This is a genomic window from Cyclobacterium qasimii M12-11B (assembly GCF_000427295.1).
GTDB lineage: Bacteria > Bacteroidota > Bacteroidia > Cytophagales > Cyclobacteriaceae > Cyclobacterium > Cyclobacterium qasimii.
On sequence record NZ_ATNM01000147.1, the window covers coordinates 88,559 to 105,106 of the forward strand.

Genomic DNA, 16,548 nt, shown 5'->3' on the forward strand with positions numbered 1-16,548 from the left:
AAGAATTAGTGTGTAAGAATTAATAAATAAAATATCTGATTTTGCCAGAGAAGCTCCGTCCTGGTTTCTGCAAGCTGAAATTGTCATAGAGTTTACTGTCCAGTAAATTTTTGCACTCAGCAATCAGCTGAAGTCTACCTTTTTCTCCGGTGGTATAAGTGAGATTGACATCATGAGAAAGCTGCTGAGGCACATCGAATTTCTCAGCTCCCAGGCTTGGCCAGTAGAGGTAAAATGCATGCACATAAAGTAGGTTGTAGCCGAAGTTGAGGTCATTACCTTTTCCAAAAGCATCCTGAAGCATCAGCCTTGCATCAGCATTTCCAAAGAGGTATGGCATGTTTGGCACCCGATCACGATAGACTATACTTGAAGACGTTTGCCCTTCCTCAAATTCCGTATTGTTTCGAAGGTTTTGATAGGTAATATTGGTACCTGCAGAAAGCAGGTTCTTATAGGTCCAGCGAATTTCTCCTTCAACTCCGATATTGGTTACGCTGTAGAGATTATCCATCACCTGCATGGCTTGGTTATTATTCAGTCTGGCCCGAATGAAATCTTTTGCGTCACGGTAGAAACCATTGGCAGAAATATCAACCCGATGATCTCTGCTGAGTTGCTTCCAAATACTCAGACCCAAATTATAGTTGTAACTGGTTTCTGGCTTTAGGTCCAAATTCCCTTCCAAGTTCACCATGTCACCAAAGAGTTCCTCTGGCTCGGGAAGGCGGTAGCTTTTCTCAAAAGAGGCTTTGGCCTGAATATTTCCTGTGACAAAGTAGGAACCAGTAATCCCATATCCCGGGTAGGTGAAATTTTCCCTTTCGTCGCGATAGGCTACATCTCCATAATTTCCCGTGGGATTATAAGACAATGTGAAATAATTGGTCTGCTTGTAGATTTTAGTAAAAGCTGAAACACTGGCTTTCTCTTCCCAATTCAACTGATAGCTTACACCTGTTATATTCTTTTGACTTTTTCGAGGTTGTTCGTATTTGTCATTGTCTGGATTAAGTGCATCGCTCCCCATGCGATTGAAGCTATTAAATACATTGCTGATGGCAAAAGTGTGAATCCCAAAATTGTAATGGGCATTCGCCGTGAGGACAGCATTGTTGTTATTAAACTTGTAGAGCGTGTACGAGCGCTCTCCTCCAGGCACATCATATTCTTTGTACTGCTGAAACCAATTGTAGCGACGATTGACCGTATCGATGTTTTGTTCAGAGCCGAAATTGTAATTGGCATTCACATTCACATCCAGGCCTTTCGTGAAAAGGTCTCTTTTTTGATATTTAAAGGTCGGCATGAGGATTGTTCCCCTACGGTGCCATTGCCCAAAAACTGACACCAAACGAGCTCCAGTCTGTACTTCTGAGTAATTTTTCCCAGCTGTCAGGCCAATTAATAGCTTGTCTGCATAAGGCTTGCCCTGAACCCCAAGTTGTGTAATCACTGTCTCATTGTGATAGGTGTCATGAAACCTGCGCACACGCTGGTTTGGGTAATATTTACCTGTTTCTATGTCCGCTACATCCACATCTACCCAATAGTTATTGTCAGAATAGTTCTGAAAAGCATTCAACTGAAATGTAAAGCCGGATTCTGCTACAAAAGCAGTATTAATGACAGACCTATGGGTATTGAAGGAACCATAGGAATAAGATGCATCTACATAGTTTTTCCGAACGTTTTTTGTAACAATATTGACTGCACCGCCCAAGGCATCTGCCCCCAGGCCGATAGGCACCACACCTTTATAGACTTCTATGCGCTCGGCCAGATTGATAGGGATATTATTGAGCTGAAAAGAGGAACCAAAATCATCCATGGGAATCCCATCAATAAAAAATTTCACCTGCTTGCCTGAAAACCCATTGAGGGAAAAATTCATTCTCGAGCCAACACCGCCGCTTTCCCTAACCCTTACACCTGAAACCCTGTCCAGTGCATGACCCAAATCAAGATTGGTATGGTGAAGCTTTCTGGCGTCTACAACTTCTACGTTAAAAGCGCGTTCTCTAATTTCACTTAACTCTGATTTCCCTAATAGGGTAAATTCCTGAAGGTCTGTCGTTTCCTCAACCAGTTGAATTTTAAGCTTCTTGCCATTGGTGCTTGCAGCTATAACTTCCTGATAGGTTTTGTATCCTAGAAAAGAAAAATCTAATGTAAACTCTTTGCCGGAAGGCAAGTTTACGGTGAACTTACCGTCGAGATCTGTGACGATGCCCGTATTTTGAGCGTGAATTTTAACCAAGACACCAGGAATCGCTTGATCCTGTTGATCTGTTACTATGCCTGAAAAAACCCTGTCTTGCTGTGAAAAAACAGTCTGAGTAAATAAAAGGCACAAAAATACTAGTGACAATATTTTATTATATTGCATTGCTTTTTAATTGGAGAATTAGGAAGTGATTACCGGAAGTCTTACAGTTGCCGCTGTAAGACTTCTTTTTTGATTATTGTTGTTATTGTTATTTAGATTAATTTTAAATTAAAACAAATCTAAGGCCTAACGTTTAAGTAGCCAAACGTTTTTGTAATTAATTTAAAAGTTTTTTTGAATGGCGTTTTTCCTCAAGATTTGATCAGATATATCACACAACAACTCAATGCTGGATATTCTTTAAAAAGATTTAAGAATGCCTTTCCCAGCATCATTTGGGATTGTAGCAACCATAAAAATTTGAGGTGTTGCTTTTTAAAAAATAAGAATCACGAAAAAGAAAAGCTCACGAGGTAATTAGGCTTAAAGATTAAAATACATATAAAATGTATTTCAATTCCTTAAATCCAAACGATAACCTCCACAGCATAAGGTGTGATTGGCTCTATAAGCTTCTACTTTATGCATTTTCCAATTGCTCCTCCTGTTTAGAGGGGAGAGTCTTGTCTTCTTTTTCCTTTTTGTTTTCTTTCTTCTACCCCACCAAATTAAAAACCGGTTACTGGCAAAGAAGCAATTATTGCGCTTAGCAGAAAAGCGAAAATTTTACCCGGCAAACCCGCAATGGCCCCTACATGGAGGTCATAATTGATACGCATTACTTTATCCCCAATAGATGCTTCATCAAAACGGTTATAGATATGCCTTACAGGTAATTCTTCCAATGTGTTCTGGTCAAAATACCTGTAATCCATTTTCCAATAAGTAGCCGCATCAGGATTGGCATTGGCAGCAATGGCCGCATTTTCAAATTCAGGAGGATGTACTTCAATCCACTCAGCATTTGGATACAAGGTTCTCATTTTCATCCAAACAGCATCCAGTGCAGGAACAGTATCCTGGTAAACAGCTGTAGAATCCGAAAGGGGAGTATAGTATTCTACATAATCCTCTCCACCCGAACTTACGAAAAACACGGTGTCCCGAAACCATTCAAAACCCCATACCAAACCAGTAATGGCGAAAATGCCCGCAAAGCCCATTACATAGAAACCCATTACTTGATGCAGGTCATAGTTTTTTCTCCTCCAGCGTGCACTCCATTTGATTTTAAGACTACTCTTAAGGTTTTTCTTTTTCCTAGGCCACCAGAGTATTAAACCTGAAATAACCATAAACAGAAACACCAGTGTAAAAGAAGCCACTACAGGTTGCCCTATGGCTGGTGGCAGCCACAGGTAGAAATGTCCATCCAGAACCAATCTGAAAAAATCAGCATAAGCATCTTTTACCTTTAAGACCTCACCAGTGTAAGGGTTGACGTAGACGAAATAATAATAATGCTCTTCAAAACTATAATAAATAGCCTGAGCTGCCCGATCTGGGGTAGCATACAAAACTGCATGTAAATGCTTGTCAGGCAAAGCAGCATCAGCCTTATCCCAAATCGTGGTTGGTGGTAAAATCGATGTCTCTTCAGGTGTTACAAATCTATAAGATTGGGTTAAATCCTGTATTTCAGATTGAAAAGCATAAATACACCCTGTAACAGCCACAATAAACACCACAAGCCCGGAGCTTAATCCGAGCCATAGGTGAAGCTTTGCTATAACTTTTTAACCTTCATTAAAACTTGTAGTTTAAGCTTAAGGAGATATTTCTTGGATTTTGGGGAGTCACTGTAGACCAGCCCGAGTAATATTTTTGATCGGTAAAGTTATTAACCTTCAATGCCAGAAAGTATTGGGATCCAGTATAATTTACCGAAGCATTAAATACCTGGTAAGCTGGTAAAGCAAAAGAGCCAATGTTTGCTCTATTGATGGTCAGGTACTCGCTTGCTGCATTGCCTCCCAAGCCAAGTCCAAACCCTTTTAAATCTCCTGATAAAAAAGAATAGCTTGCCCAAAAATTAATGAGTTGTTCTGGTCCTGCCTCTTCTGGTCTCAATCCCAAATATCCATTTTCTTCATAATCTTTGGTTACCTCTGAATTGTTTTTACTGTATCCTGCCACAAGGTTTAATCCCTCAATAGGATTAGCGATTATACTAATTTCTAAGCCCTGGCTTTTAACTTGCCCACCTTGTATGACATTATTGATATTGTCAGGATCCGTCATTACCCGATTGCTAACATTGATATGATAATAGCTGGCTGTAGCTGCTACTTTATCATCATAAAGCTTGGTCTTCACGCCAAGTTCAATCTGGTTGGCATTTTCTGGAGAAAACGTTTTTAGTCTTTGGTTGCTGCCATTGGCATCAGCTACAGACCTCGGCGCAACATTTACAAAACCATTCATATAGTTTCCAAAAACAGAAACTTTATCTCGAATGGCTTGGTAAACAAATCCAAACTTGGGCGAAAATGCCGTTTGCGTTTTTGCACCATCTGCAGACCAATCACCTGTTTCACTTTTAAAATTGTCTACCCGAACACTGGCCATAACTGAAAGTTCAGGAAGTACCTCCGCTACATCAGAAACGTAAGCACTCATTACACGCGTATTTCCAGTAGTATTTCCTTCAAAGGAGTTTTTCAATAAATCATCAACACCTGCCTGCGTCAATACCCCGGTATCAACACCGTCAGAAAGGGTAACAGTACCATTTCCTACCCAACCCGTGCTGCCATTGAACAGCGACGATTCGTAATAATCCAATCCAACAACAAGTTTATTATGGATGGACGAAAAGTCAAAATCACCTATAAAATTTTGCTGAATGTCTGTAGTCAAGGTTTGACCGTTTCTATCAGAGATGTACCTAGTGAAACTGTCTCCATTACTATCATCAAATAAATAATTGTAATAGCCATCTGATTTTGTAGCAGACCGGGAAACAACCGTTTGCGAAGTCCAATCTTTTGTGATTTTGTAAAGGGCTTGTGCTTGTAAGCCATAGCTGGAATTGTTAATCGCCAATTCATTTCCAGTAAAAGAACGCTCATAATTATTTTCGAACAGCTCAATTTCTGAAAAAGTGATTGGGTTAGATCTGTTTAGGAAAAGCATAGGAGCATTAACAGAGGTAGTATTCAAGAACTCTGTATTGATCAAAAAGGTAAGTCTTTCACTCGCTTGAAATTTAAATGAGGGTGCCAGGAAAAATGATTTGCTTCCTCCTGCATCCTGAAAAGTATTACTGTTTTGATAAGCCATATTTACCCGAACAGAAGACAATTCATTCAGAGGGGTGTTGACATCGGCAGTAAACCTGTTCAAACCATAGCTTCCAGTGATCAATCCAAGTTCTCCTTTAAAGGAATCTCCAGGACGCTTTGTTGTAATATTGATAAGGCCCCCATAAGAAATTACAGAACTCCCAAACAGTGTCCCGGAGGGCCCTTTTATAACATCTACACGTTCGACATTGGCCGGATCCAATCCCCCATTATTCAAACTTGGCATTCCATTGACCATGGTCGGCTGCACAGAAAAGCCACGCATAGAATAATACTCGGCACCATCTCCACCTCTTCCGGTTGATTGCCAAAGACGAGCTACTCCGGTAGCATTTTTAAGCGCATCATTCATATTGGTAACTACCTGCTCCTTAAGTAAGCGGGAAGATATGGAGTTATAAACCTGTGGGTTCTGAAGATCTGTTAAAGGTAATTTGGCGACTGTAAATACACTGTCAGCATAAAATCGGTTGGTACCAACATCTGTAACAATCACTTCGGAAAGATCCGATGCTGATTCTTCCAGACTAAACTTAATAGCGAGTCTTTCCCCAGCTGACAGTTGAATAGTCTTTTCTTGCCTTTTAGCCCCTATGAATGAGGCAAAAATGGTATGTTCCCCAGGCTCGATATTGTTTATTTCAAAACCACCATTTCGGGCAGTTGTTCCTCCTTTAGCCAAACCCACAATACCAACGTTAACATATTCAAGTGCTTGCCCATCTGAAGTGGTAACTACACCATAAATACTTGCCTTTTGAGCAAAAGTAGAAGTAAACCCAAATAAAATTAATCCTATAGTTAGTAATATGCTTTGTTTCATTGCTTTATAAATTTTATCAAAATTAGTAACTGTGATGATTCTAAACAAGATTTATTTGGAATTAATCTAAATAAAACATTATTTTTACTATAGTTTAATCCAGCTTGATAAGGCATAAAGCTTATCAAGGAGAAGGGGACAAAGAATTAACCCTATTTTCGAAGAGCTAAAATTTTTTAAAGCAGGGTAACCCCTTTAATTGCTTCTCTTTATATCCCTATTAATGGTTTACTTATTCGGGAATTGTAGGTAGAAAAAATAGAGAAGGTGACATTCACGGTTTAAGGCTATTTTTCTCATCAAAGGTAAAGATATCAAGCTTTTACAATAAAAATGGGGGGTATATTGAAATAACAATGGGCTAAAGTGCATTTTTTTTTAAGGTAATGACATTTATAAGGCAATGACCTCGCTGGTATAACATTTTTTGCTTTTCAAAACTAAATATATGCTTTGTTAATTTTAATAGTCATTTAATTGGTTTTTTATTAGTAAAAGAAATAATACCACAGTACTTTTCGAAAACAAAGTAGCAAAACAAACATTAAAGTATCAATTTTATCATGAATAATCCGAAAACATATTTGATCAATAGCTTCGCAGTTGGATTGCTTCTTACAGCAGTCTCTTGCGTGACTTCAGATCAAGAGGATTTGGCACCGATTGATACTAAAACCATTTCTTCGGAAGAAATTTCTGAAATGATGGGGCTTATGGAAGAAGTTGATTTGATGGTAATGTCCACCATGCAACAAGACCTTAGCCAACAACGATTGATACCATTATTGGATGAGTTAAGTTGTCCTGGTACAATGATTACAAGAGATGATAAAATTGGTCAAGTAAAAGTTGATTTTGGAAGTGGTTGCGTAAGTGACCGTGGCATGGAAAGAATAGGTAATTTAACCATTAACTATTCAGGAGGGATATTAAGTAAAGGTAGCATTCTTACTATTGATTTCGAAAATTTCTCTTTAAACGGCCATCAAATGAATGGACAGAGAAAATTAGAAAACTTGGGTTATGATGCAAGCACCAGAACCTTGAGCTTTTCCTCCAGTGTGAAAAATTTCAAGATGACTAACTTGAATGGTCAGGAGTTTAATTTAGACCAAAGTTATATCAGGGAATTAGAGCTTTCAACAGAAAATGAAGGATTCAGGATTTATTTGAAAGGTAATGGTTCTTTGACCGCTCAGGATTACAGCAAGACAACATTTGAAATAGTACAACCTTTTAAATACATGCAGAAGTGTATTGAATCAGGATCATATGATCCAATAGAAGGAAGCTTACAAATAAGTACCAATACCTATCAAAATAAAATAGTAAGCTTTGAATCCTTAGGATGTAGCTGATTATAAGAAAATTATTTTTTGTAATTTATTTTTGTGTGAGGAAGATTGATTGTAGATAGTTGGTTATTTTTTAATGTAGGGTTTGTCCGGAGTCTCAACAACTTGGTAGTAACTGAGACTCCGGCATTTTTTTCCTATTTTTTTTCTACACTTTTTAATTCCGGATTACCTTCAGGAAAATAGTGATGCACATCTCTCTGAGGAAATGGTACTTCAATTTCTTTTTCCTCTAAAGCTTCTTTAATGTTTTCCATATTGTCCCAAAAAACTGGCCACAAATCACCAGCATCCGCCCAACACCTTACCGAAAGATCCAAAGAATTGTCACCAAAATTAGTAAAGTAAACTGCAGGGGCTGGATCAGCATGAATCCTATCGTCTTTTTTCAAAGTATCCAGAATGATTTTTCTGGTCACTTTCAAATCCGTTCCATAAGCTACACCTACTGCCATCTCCACTCTTCTGGTTGGCTTTTCAGAATAATTGGTAATGTTATTGTTCGCTAAGTTTCCATTAGGAACAGTTACTACCTTATTGTCAAATTGCCTTACGGTAGTATACAGAATATCGATTTTTTCTACTGAACCAAGAATACCTTGGGCTTCTACAGTATCTCCAATCTTAAAAGGTTTGAACACAAGTATTAATACCCCTCCTGCAAAATTGGCAAGAGAACCTTGAAGTGCCAGACCAATGGCCAAACCCGCGGCACCCAACACTGCAATGAAAGCAGTTACTTCTACACCTAGGGTAGCAAGTATAGCAAGAATTAATAAAACGTATAAAAGCCCTCTAATAAAACTCTTCAAAAAGCTAGATAAGGAAGCGTCTAAATCGGACTTCTTAAAAATTTTGTCTACAGCTTTTATAACTAACCCTATTACCCATTTACCAGCAAAGTAAACGACAACGGCTTTCAAAATACTAATTAATGCGACCCACACTAAAGGGCTTGCATTTTCAATTATCCCACTAAGAGTATTGTTATCAAACTCCATAAATTAAACTGGTTTTTAATGAATTAATAAAAATTTCAAAATACAAGTATCAGAACCAGCAAATAACTTGCCATCTAAAGGCCCAATGCCATGAAATTTTATATTTCTCAATTCCAGATGCCGCCAATATCTCTTCCCAATCCTTCTTTTTGAAAGACCTTAACACAGATAGGGGGGCATCATTTTTAACCATATTGGATTTAGAAAAAACTCTTGTAAGCCATTTTATAGCGTAATAAGCTAAAAAATTCCTGTGTAGGTCATTGATTACAAAACCAACCCTGGTTTTGCTTTTAAGGTTTTTTAAAATATTTACAAGTTCCTCATTAGTAAAATGATGCGTAAACAAAGTACAGGTTTGAATGTCTACAGGGTCCTTGATATAATCTGGATCAAAAACATTTCCCACCACAAATTCAATGGTCCTGTTTTCTTTTTTTGCTTTCTCCTTGGCCAGCTCTATAATGTTAGGGTTGGCATCGACTCCTATTACCTGCAGTGATATTCCTTTATTTATTGCCCATTTATTAATGTGTATGGCCATATCTCCTCCGCCACAACCCAGATCAGCAATGGTCATGGGCTGATTTTTTGAAGACTTCATCAAAACCGCAAGGCCAGAAGTGGTCACATTGTTTCCTCCCAGAAGTTTATTAATCGTTCTTAATTCTTTCAATGTCTGAGTTAACTCCTGACCGCTACATGCCAGGTCATCCATTATTTCTTTCTCTTCACTTCTGTGCAGGAACTTACTCATGGCTTTTCTATTAGTAGGCTTTCTAAAGTTAACCCAGGTCCAAAACCCATTGCCAATACTTTTCCTTTTATGGATGAATCATTCAATACAGCCTCCAAGACAAAGAGAATGGTAACCGATGACATGTTTCCAAAGTCCTTTAAAATATTGTGTGCATGCTGGTTTTGGCTTACCTCAATACCAAAGGCATTTTCGATTTTGTTTAAAATTTGCTTACCTCCAGGGTGAATGGCAAAATGTTTGATAGTTGAAAGGCCAAATTGCTCTTCCAATCCATCTGCAAAATCCTTTATCCCTTTTTCCAATAGGTTGGGTATGTACTTGCTCAGCTTCATCTGAAAGCCAAAATTTCCGATTGACCATGCCATGTCCTCGGCACCATCAGGTATAATATTGGATTGGTAATTTTCGATGTGCATCCCTTGCCCACCCTGCTGTATGAGAACAGCGGCAGCTCCATCCCCAAAAATGGCATTGGCAAGTACATTGTCTTCATTGTAATCCTTCTGGAAATGAATGGTACAAAGCTCCACTCCAACAACCAGCACTTTGGCCGTGGGTTCACTTTTACAAATTCTATCTGCCATCTTAATTCCATTGAAAGCCGCATAACAGCCCATAAAATGAATGGCATACCGCTCCACGGTGTTCGGTAGACCCAACCTGTTAATTATATCCAATTCAACCCCTGGGGCGTACATCCCTGTACATGATATTAAGATTAGATGGGTTATATCTTCAGGTTTCACATCGGTTTTGGCCAGGCATTTTTCTATGGCCTCAATGGCCAAATCAGGAGCCACCTTCTTAAAAACATCCATCCTAGTTAGGGTATCGGGAAAAGGTTCTAGCAGTTCGTTTTTTGGAAAAAAATCGAAGTCCTGAGGATCGCTATAATTAAAGTCATTAAGGGCGCTATACCTTTGGGCTATCCCTGATTTTCGGTAAACAAAGGATAGCTTTCTACTTTCATTGGAATCCAAACCATGAGCTTTTTGCATAAAACGGCAAATCAATTCCTGTTCTATAGGTTTCCCTGGACTAGCAAGGCCTATGCTCTTTATTTGGCTCTTCATTGATTTTAGTTTAGCTTTAATTTATAGTACATTTCAAGATAAGTAAAAAACCAATGACAAAGCGAATTGTTATCTCGCATTACATATATGTTTAAAAAATCCAGCTGGGAACACCTTCGAATTCCATTTTCTTACTACCTAATGCCTGTTTTTTGGTTTGCTCTTTCCTCTGCAACTGATGTGCCAATTGTAAATATTATAGCGGTAGGGGTAATTTTGCATCTATTTCTATACCCTTCCAGTAATGGATATAACAGCTATTTTGATAAGGATGAAAAAAGTATAGGCGGGCTCAAAAACCCCAAAAAAGTAACCATTGGTCTGTATTATCTGTCGCTGGTTTTTTTTGGAATAGCCCTTATAGGTGCATTATTTATTAATGGAATCTTTTTTTCCATGGTACTTCTATACGGCCTCATTTCCATGGCATATAGTCATCCTTCCATACGTTTAAAAAAGTATCCTTACCTTAGTTGGCTTACGGCAGGAGTTTTTCAGGGGGCATTTACATTTGCCATGTGTGTCATAGGGTTTGTAGATGGAAGTTTTAGCCTATTATTAGAATGGAAGTTATTGTTACCTGCACTTATTACTACCTTACTGCTTTTGGGGTCCTATCCATTGACGCAGGTTTACCAACATGAGGAGGACAAAAAGAGGGGAGACATTACCCTAAGTTTAAAACTGGGAATAAAGGGCACCTTTTACTTTTCGGCCATTTGGTTTTTAATCTCCGGAATTACCTTCATTTGGTATTTTACCCACATAGATGCCCAATGGGCAATTTGGTGGTTTCTTGGCAGCACTGCACCTTTGGTTATATACTTTTACATTTGGTTTACCTTAATATTAAAGGATCCAAAAAAATACGCCAACCATACTATGGCGATGAGGATGAACAAAATTTCTTCCAGTGTTTTAAACTTTTTCTTCATCTATTACTATTTCGCCCAATAACTGTGTCTATTTTTAGATTTCAATGCCAAAAGTCTCCTATATAATTGCTATTTGAACCTAATATATTTACAAATGGTCAAGGCAAAAAAAGATATTCATTATATTGCTCCAAAATAAAAATCAACCTATGTCCAATAATAGTGTCATCAAGGGATTGTGTTCCCTAGTATTTGCAACGCTCCTATTAGGAGCCTGCACCAGTAGACCCGAAGAGCCAAAAGTACTCGTTTTTTCCAAAACAGATGGGTATTATCATGAATCCATTCCGGAAGGAATTCAGGCCATCACCGAATTAGGTAAACAAAATGACTTTTTGGTAGAAAGCACCAAAAATGCTGATATGTTTACCGAAGAATTATTGAAAGAATACAGCGCTGTAATCTTCTTAAATACTACCGGTGATGTATTAAATAACAACCAACAAGCTGTATTTGAACGCTACATTCAAGCTGGAGGCGGGTTTGTAGGAATCCATGCTGCAGCTGATACCGAATACGACTGGAATTGGTATGGTAAAATGGTCGGTGGCTATTTTGTAGACCACCCAGGAATAAACGACCCACATCCCAATGTACAACAAGGGGATTTGGACGTCATAGATAGGACCAACCCAAGTACGTCATTCCTTCCTGAAAAATGGACAAGAACAGATGAGTGGTACAGTTACAAAAATTTAAATCCGGACGTCAATGTTTTAATAACATTGGATGAAAGCAGCTATCAAGGCGGCGAAGACATGGGAGAGCACCCTATAGCTTGGTACCATGAATACGATGGAGGTCGTGCTTTCTATACTGGCAGTGGCCATACAAAAGCCTCTTATAAAGAAGAGCTATATTTAAAACACGTACTCGAAGGTATAAAGTACGCCATCGGAGACAATAAAATACTGGACTACTCCAGTGCGCAAAGCAAAATAGTACCTGATGCTGACCGTTTTGAAAAGGTAAACTTAGTGGTAGGAGAATTCAAGGAGCCTACTGAAATGACCATTTTACCTAATCTTGATGTTTTAATCTCTCAAAGAAGAGGTGAAAATCATGCTTTATAAAAATGGTGCCACCGAAACAAATAAAATAGCCCACCTTGATGTTTACTGGCAAACAGATGTGCCTAAAGTAAATGCGGAAGAGGGGCTTATGGGAATACAAGCAGACCCAGATTTTGCAAACAATCATTGGGTTTACGTTTTCTACAGCCCAATCGATGAATCCGTTAATAGACTTTCCCGCTTTAAGTTTGAAAATGACGAGTGGAAAATGGATACAGAGCAGGTAATCCTACAGTTTTATTCTCAAAGAGGTATTTGCTGTCATACAGGAGGTTCTATCGCTTTCGATAGCAATGGATTATTGTATGTTTCAGCAGGAGACAACTCGACTCCTTTCAACCAACCCAACCAGGAATATACCTTGAAAGGTTATGGTCCTTTAGACGATAGGCCAGGTTTTGAACAGTACGATGCGGCCAGGTCCTCAGGAAATACCAATGACCTCAGAGGTAAAATCCTTCGAATAAAAGTAAACGAAGATGGATCTTACAGTATTCCTGAAGGAAACCTTTACCCTGAAGGAACGGATAAAACCAAACCTGAAATCTATGTACAAGGAAACCGTAACCCTTATAGGATTACAGTCGATCAGAAAACAGGCTTTTTGTATTGGGGTGAAGTTGGTCCTGATGCAAGAGAAGACCAATTTGGAGTAAGGGGTTCTAAAGGATATGATGAAGTAAACCAGGCAAAAAAAGCAGGTTACTTTGGCTGGCCTTTCTTTGTAGGTAACAATTACCCTTACACAGCTATTGATTTTAATACAGGTGAAAGTAAAAACACTTTCGATCCGGCCAAGCCAATTAATAACTCTAGAAACAACACCGGTATTAATGAATTGCCTCCTGCACAACCAGCATTTATATACTACCCTTATGACGAATCAGAAGAATTCCCTGAAGTAGGAACAGGCGGTAGGAATGCCATGGCAGGTCCTGTGTACTATTCCGATCTTTATCCTGATGGTGGTGGATTGCCAAGCTATTATGACGGCAAGCTGTTTATTTATGATTGGATAAGGGGTTGGATAAAAGTAGTAACCATGGATCAAAATGGGGATTACCTAAAAATGGAACCCTTCATGGAGGGAGTAAGGCACAATGCCCTTATCGACATGGAATTAGGTCCGAATGGTAAACTTTATCTTTTGGAATATGGTAAAGGCTGGTTTAGCGCCAATGACGATGCTGCCCTCTCTGTTATTAATTATAACCCAGGCAACAGGGCGCCGGTAATCGCCTCAATCACTGCAGACAAAACCTCTGGTAGCCTTCCATTGGAAGTAAAATTAACGACATCAGTAAAAGACCCTGAAAACGATGCATTAAACTATGTATGGGATTTGGGAAATGGTGAAACAATGGAGACCAAAGTTCCTGAGCTTTCTCATACTTTTGACAAAGTGGGGGATTATGATATCTCTGTAACTGTCTCAGATACTGGAAACAAAACGGTTAAAAGCCAAACCATCAATGTATATGCTGGCAATATTGCACCTAGTATAAATGTAACATTTGAAGGCAACGGAAGCTTTTACTTCCCTAATGAAAAAGTAAACTATGAAGTAACGGTCAATGACCCGGATGATCCGTCAGCTGGAGAAGATCTTTCTTCACTTTACCTTTCTGCAGATTATATCGAAGGTTTTGACAAAGCGGAAGCAGCCTTAGGACACCAGGTAATGTCTGAAGCCATGGCAGGAAAAAGCCTTATGGAATCTCTTACTTGTAAAAGCTGTCACCAAATCGATGGCAAATCAGTAGGCCCTGGTTATACTGATGTTGCTAAGAAATATGCCGATTCACCAGGAGCAGTGGACAAATTGATAAATAAAATCATTAAAGGTGGTTCTGGCGTTTGGGGAGAAACAATGATGCCTGCTAACCCAACCTTAAAAGAAGGAGATGCAAGAAAAATTGTAGCCTTTGTCCTTTCGCTAAATGGATTGGAAAACCAAGAGCCATCCCTACCTGCCTCAGGTCAACTGGATCCACTTCAATGCAAAAAAGTGGTCAATAATGGTGTCATGCTATTGAATGCGAGCTTTACAGACAAAGGAGGGAGCAATATCAAGCCGCTTAGTACTTCTACCACTGTATTCCTTAGAAACAGTAATATTAATTTAGGAGAACTTGATGACTACTTTGGTTATAACATCGGCAATGAAAATGGTCAGCAGACTTTATCCTCTCCTTTAGGTCAAGGTTATTTTACGCTTAAAAACATTGACCTTACAGGTTTGGAAGGAATTAATTTTAAAGTAAGCTCTTTACGTCCTTTTGACTATGGCTATCAATTAGAAGCCCGGTCTGGTAGTTCCGAAGGAAAAGTTATCGGTCAGGTAGTAATCAGAAAAAATGCGGAAGAAAGCATGAACACACAAACCATAGCGTTGAAGTTCAATGATGATGTAACTGCAGATTTTCAAGACCTTTATATAGTAACAGAAGCACTTAATGAAGAAGAATCAGTAAGTATGAGTATTTTATCTATGGAAATGATAAGTAAATAATTCATCATCTGAATAAATATTAAAGGCCTGTAAATTATGTATTTACAGGCCTTTTTTTTGCCCAAATAGGGCAATCAAAATGACTATTTCATTGGAACCTTCTTAACGCCTGGTAAGCTGAACATACCATCTACCCATCACTGAGTTCAAATTCATTCCCATTTGCTCGGAAAACTTTACAATGCCATAGCCTTTAGCATAGTACACCGTTTTGATTTCATTTGGCAACATTGAATCCTTGAAAGTGAATTTTAGCACATTATTGTACAATTGGCCAGCACTTTGAAAGCCTTCAACCGCTGTTATGACAGCACTGTCATCTCGGGAAGTTTCAGTAACAAAATCATAAGTTGAGGATTTAACCGAAACACCATTGGTATTGGTAACAGTAAGTCTTAGGTTATAGCCATCCTCCGAGATGCCCGACCCTTGAATGTCCACCATTAAGTGAAGAGGCGAAAAAGAGGTATTGTATTGAACCGAAAAATAATAACTTCCAAAAGTATTCCCACAATCATCTTCCACTATGTTTTCATGATAGAATGAGTCTTTACTACTCAAGATTAGGGTTTGTTGGATTTCGTTGGAATCAATTATCGTCTGGTTTCCAATAGTGTCTTTTACTGCCCATTCCTTAATATTAGTCAGTCTTCGTTCCAATTCTGGAATGTCTAAACAAGGCTCTTCTACACAACCGGCAAAAATCAATAAGAGAGCGCAAAAGTTAATTCTCTTCTTTAACTGTGAATTTTTCATCGTTGGTCATTATAATTTGAATTAAACCCAGCTCTTTAGAGAAAAAAACCTTCTCAGGATTAATTATTTCAGCATCCGAATCATTGGATACGGCTTGATAAACATTGTCGTATTCTTTTTCACCAAGGGTCAATTTTTCCCATTCAGGAGGTGTACTCAGGTCTATTTCAAAAAATAACTGTTTATCTCAACTGACATAAATGGATTATACGCCAAAGGAAAAACAGTCAGGTTGATGGTTAACTCTGGAACATCACTTTCAAGAATAGTGGTAAGTGTTTCATAGGTGAAATAATCATCTCCGGCATGATAAGTTTCAGACTTTTGAAATTTGGTGTCCTTATTGCTAACTTTCAAATCAAATTCAAAACCATTGGAATGGCTAAAGGCAATCCTTTCACCTGCTAAGTAGGGAATGGTTTGCCGTTCTTCATTTGTCAATTCGAACTTTCCCCTTTCTTGCCCTTCAGGTATACAAGAACTCAGAAATAGCAATGCGATAAATGGGAATAATATTTTCATTATTAATGTCTTTCGGAGCGTATGGGATAAAATCCTTATTGAGTTGCCGATAAGTATATACCAGAATAATGCTACTGCGAATGTCCAAAACCAGACAAACAGCCATGTTTTTCATTGTCATTAACAGAACACTAATCTAAAGACGAAACGCGGCTAATATTTGT

Annotated in this window: 13 protein-coding genes; 4 read left to right on the plus strand and 9 right to left on the minus strand. The window is 38.5% G+C overall.

The window, feature by feature from the left end; translation table 11 throughout:
• Positions 1-19: 19 nt before the first annotated feature.
• The 3 genes from ADICYQ_RS19385 to ADICYQ_RS19395 all read right to left on the minus strand — a co-directional run bounded on the left by ADICYQ_RS19385 (position 20) and on the right by ADICYQ_RS19395 (position 6,397).
• Entirely contained in the window at positions 20-2,389 is a 2,370-nt protein-coding gene (locus ADICYQ_RS19385) for a TonB-dependent receptor (protein WP_020889664.1), read from the minus strand.
• Positions 2,390-2,937: 548 nt separating this feature from the next.
• Positions 2,938-3,957, minus strand: coding sequence for a PepSY-associated TM helix domain-containing protein (locus ADICYQ_RS19390; RefSeq protein WP_020889665.1), 1,020 nt, complete (start codon positions 3,955-3,957; stop codon positions 2,938-2,940).
• Between the two features lie 58 nt (positions 3,958-4,015).
• The gene (locus tag ADICYQ_RS19395; RefSeq protein WP_040417151.1) at positions 4,016-6,397 is read right to left on the minus strand and encodes a TonB-dependent receptor; all 2,382 of its coding nucleotides are present in this window, start codon (positions 6,395-6,397) and stop codon (positions 4,016-4,018) included.
• Positions 6,398-6,960: 563 nt separating this feature from the next.
• On the opposite strand from ADICYQ_RS19395, the gene ADICYQ_RS19400 reads away from it, so the two are divergent.
• Complete coding sequence (locus ADICYQ_RS19400; RefSeq protein WP_040417153.1) at positions 6,961-7,755, plus strand: hypothetical protein; 795 nt, start codon at positions 6,961-6,963, stop codon at positions 7,753-7,755.
• A 134-nt stretch (positions 7,756-7,889) separates the two neighbouring features.
• On the opposite strand, the gene ADICYQ_RS19405 is transcribed toward ADICYQ_RS19400, so the two are convergent.
• The 3 genes from ADICYQ_RS19405 to ADICYQ_RS19415 are packed head-to-tail and all read right to left on the minus strand — an operon-like array spanning position 7,890 to position 10,586.
• Positions 7,890-8,753, minus strand: coding sequence for a mechanosensitive ion channel family protein (locus ADICYQ_RS19405; RefSeq protein ID WP_020889668.1), 864 nt, complete (start codon positions 8,751-8,753; stop codon positions 7,890-7,892).
• Between the two features lie 49 nt (positions 8,754-8,802).
• Entirely contained in the window at positions 8,803-9,510 is a 708-nt protein-coding gene (locus tag ADICYQ_RS19410; protein WP_020889669.1) for a methyltransferase domain-containing protein, read from the minus strand.
• Positions 9,507-10,586, minus strand: coding sequence for a type III polyketide synthase (locus ADICYQ_RS19415; protein WP_020889670.1), 1,080 nt, complete (start codon positions 10,584-10,586; stop codon positions 9,507-9,509). The genes ADICYQ_RS19410 and ADICYQ_RS19415 overlap by 4 nt, the downstream gene beginning before the upstream one ends.
• Positions 10,587-10,673: 87 nt before the next feature.
• Between ADICYQ_RS19415 and ADICYQ_RS19420 the strand changes: the two genes are divergently transcribed.
• The 3 genes from ADICYQ_RS19420 (at position 10,674) to ADICYQ_RS19425 (ending at position 15,106) form a co-directional block, all read left to right on the plus strand.
• On the plus strand, positions 10,674-11,543 hold the full coding sequence (locus ADICYQ_RS19420; RefSeq protein WP_020889671.1) for a UbiA family prenyltransferase: 870 nt from the start codon (positions 10,674-10,676) through the stop codon (positions 11,541-11,543).
• 127 nt (positions 11,544-11,670) lie between these two features.
• Positions 11,671-12,594, plus strand: a complete 924-nt coding sequence (locus tag ADICYQ_RS29020; RefSeq protein WP_020889672.1) for a ThuA domain-containing protein — start codon at positions 11,671-11,673, stop codon at positions 12,592-12,594.
• Positions 12,584-15,106: a PQQ-dependent sugar dehydrogenase gene (locus ADICYQ_RS19425; RefSeq protein ID WP_020889673.1), complete on the plus strand. Its 2,523-nt coding sequence runs from the start codon at positions 12,584-12,586 to the stop codon at positions 15,104-15,106. The genes ADICYQ_RS29020 and ADICYQ_RS19425 overlap by 11 nt, the downstream gene beginning before the upstream one ends.
• Positions 15,107-15,208: 102 nt before the next feature.
• Here ADICYQ_RS19425 and ADICYQ_RS19430 read toward each other — a convergent pair whose 3' ends face one another.
• From ADICYQ_RS19430 to ADICYQ_RS19435, 3 genes are read right to left on the minus strand one after another with little or no spacing between them, the layout of a single operon-like run.
• Positions 15,209-15,862 (minus strand): hypothetical protein, encoded by a 654-nt coding sequence (locus tag ADICYQ_RS19430; protein ID WP_146947521.1) that lies wholly within the window; start codon positions 15,860-15,862, stop codon positions 15,209-15,211.
• Positions 15,831-15,995, minus strand: coding sequence for a hypothetical protein (locus ADICYQ_RS27470; RefSeq protein WP_020889675.1), 165 nt, complete (start codon positions 15,993-15,995; stop codon positions 15,831-15,833). Before ADICYQ_RS27470 ends, ADICYQ_RS19430 begins: the two co-directional genes overlap by 32 nt.
• Before the next feature lie 29 nt (positions 15,996-16,024).
• On the minus strand, positions 16,025-16,384 hold the full coding sequence (locus ADICYQ_RS19435; protein WP_040417163.1) for a hypothetical protein: 360 nt from the start codon (positions 16,382-16,384) through the stop codon (positions 16,025-16,027).
• Positions 16,385-16,548: the final 164 nt, after the last annotated feature.

Bases quoted from the DNA above. Each gene is read 5' to 3' on its own strand.
- ADICYQ_RS19385 (WP_020889664.1), bottom strand. From the start codon at position 2,389: ATGCAATATAATAAAATATTGTCACTAGTATTTTTGTGCCTTTTATTT.
- ADICYQ_RS19395 (WP_040417151.1), bottom strand. From the start codon at position 6,397: ATGAAACAAAGCATATTACTAACTATAGGATTAATTTTATTTGGGTTT.
- ADICYQ_RS19400 (WP_040417153.1), top strand. From the start codon at position 6,961: ATGAATAATCCGAAAACATATTTGATCAATAGCTTCGCAGTTGGATTG.
- ADICYQ_RS19405 (WP_020889668.1), bottom strand. From the start codon at position 8,753: ATGGAGTTTGATAACAATACTCTTAGTGGGATAATTGAAAATGCAAGC.
- ADICYQ_RS19410 (WP_020889669.1), bottom strand. From the start codon at position 9,510: ATGAGTAAGTTCCTGCACAGAAGTGAAGAGAAAGAAATAATGGATGAC.
- ADICYQ_RS19415 (WP_020889670.1), bottom strand. From the start codon at position 10,586: ATGAAGAGCCAAATAAAGAGCATAGGCCTTGCTAGTCCAGGGAAACCT.
- ADICYQ_RS19420 (WP_020889671.1), top strand. From the start codon at position 10,674: ATGTTTAAAAAATCCAGCTGGGAACACCTTCGAATTCCATTTTCTTAC.
- ADICYQ_RS29020 (WP_020889672.1), top strand. From the start codon at position 11,671: ATGTCCAATAATAGTGTCATCAAGGGATTGTGTTCCCTAGTATTTGCA.
- ADICYQ_RS19425 (WP_020889673.1), top strand. From the start codon at position 12,584: ATGCTTTATAAAAATGGTGCCACCGAAACAAATAAAATAGCCCACCTT.
- ADICYQ_RS19430 (WP_146947521.1), bottom strand. From the start codon at position 15,862: ATGAAAAATTCACAGTTAAAGAAGAGAATTAACTTTTGCGCTCTCTTA.
- ADICYQ_RS19435 (WP_040417163.1), bottom strand. From the start codon at position 16,384: ATGAAAATATTATTCCCATTTATCGCATTGCTATTTCTGAGTTCTTGT.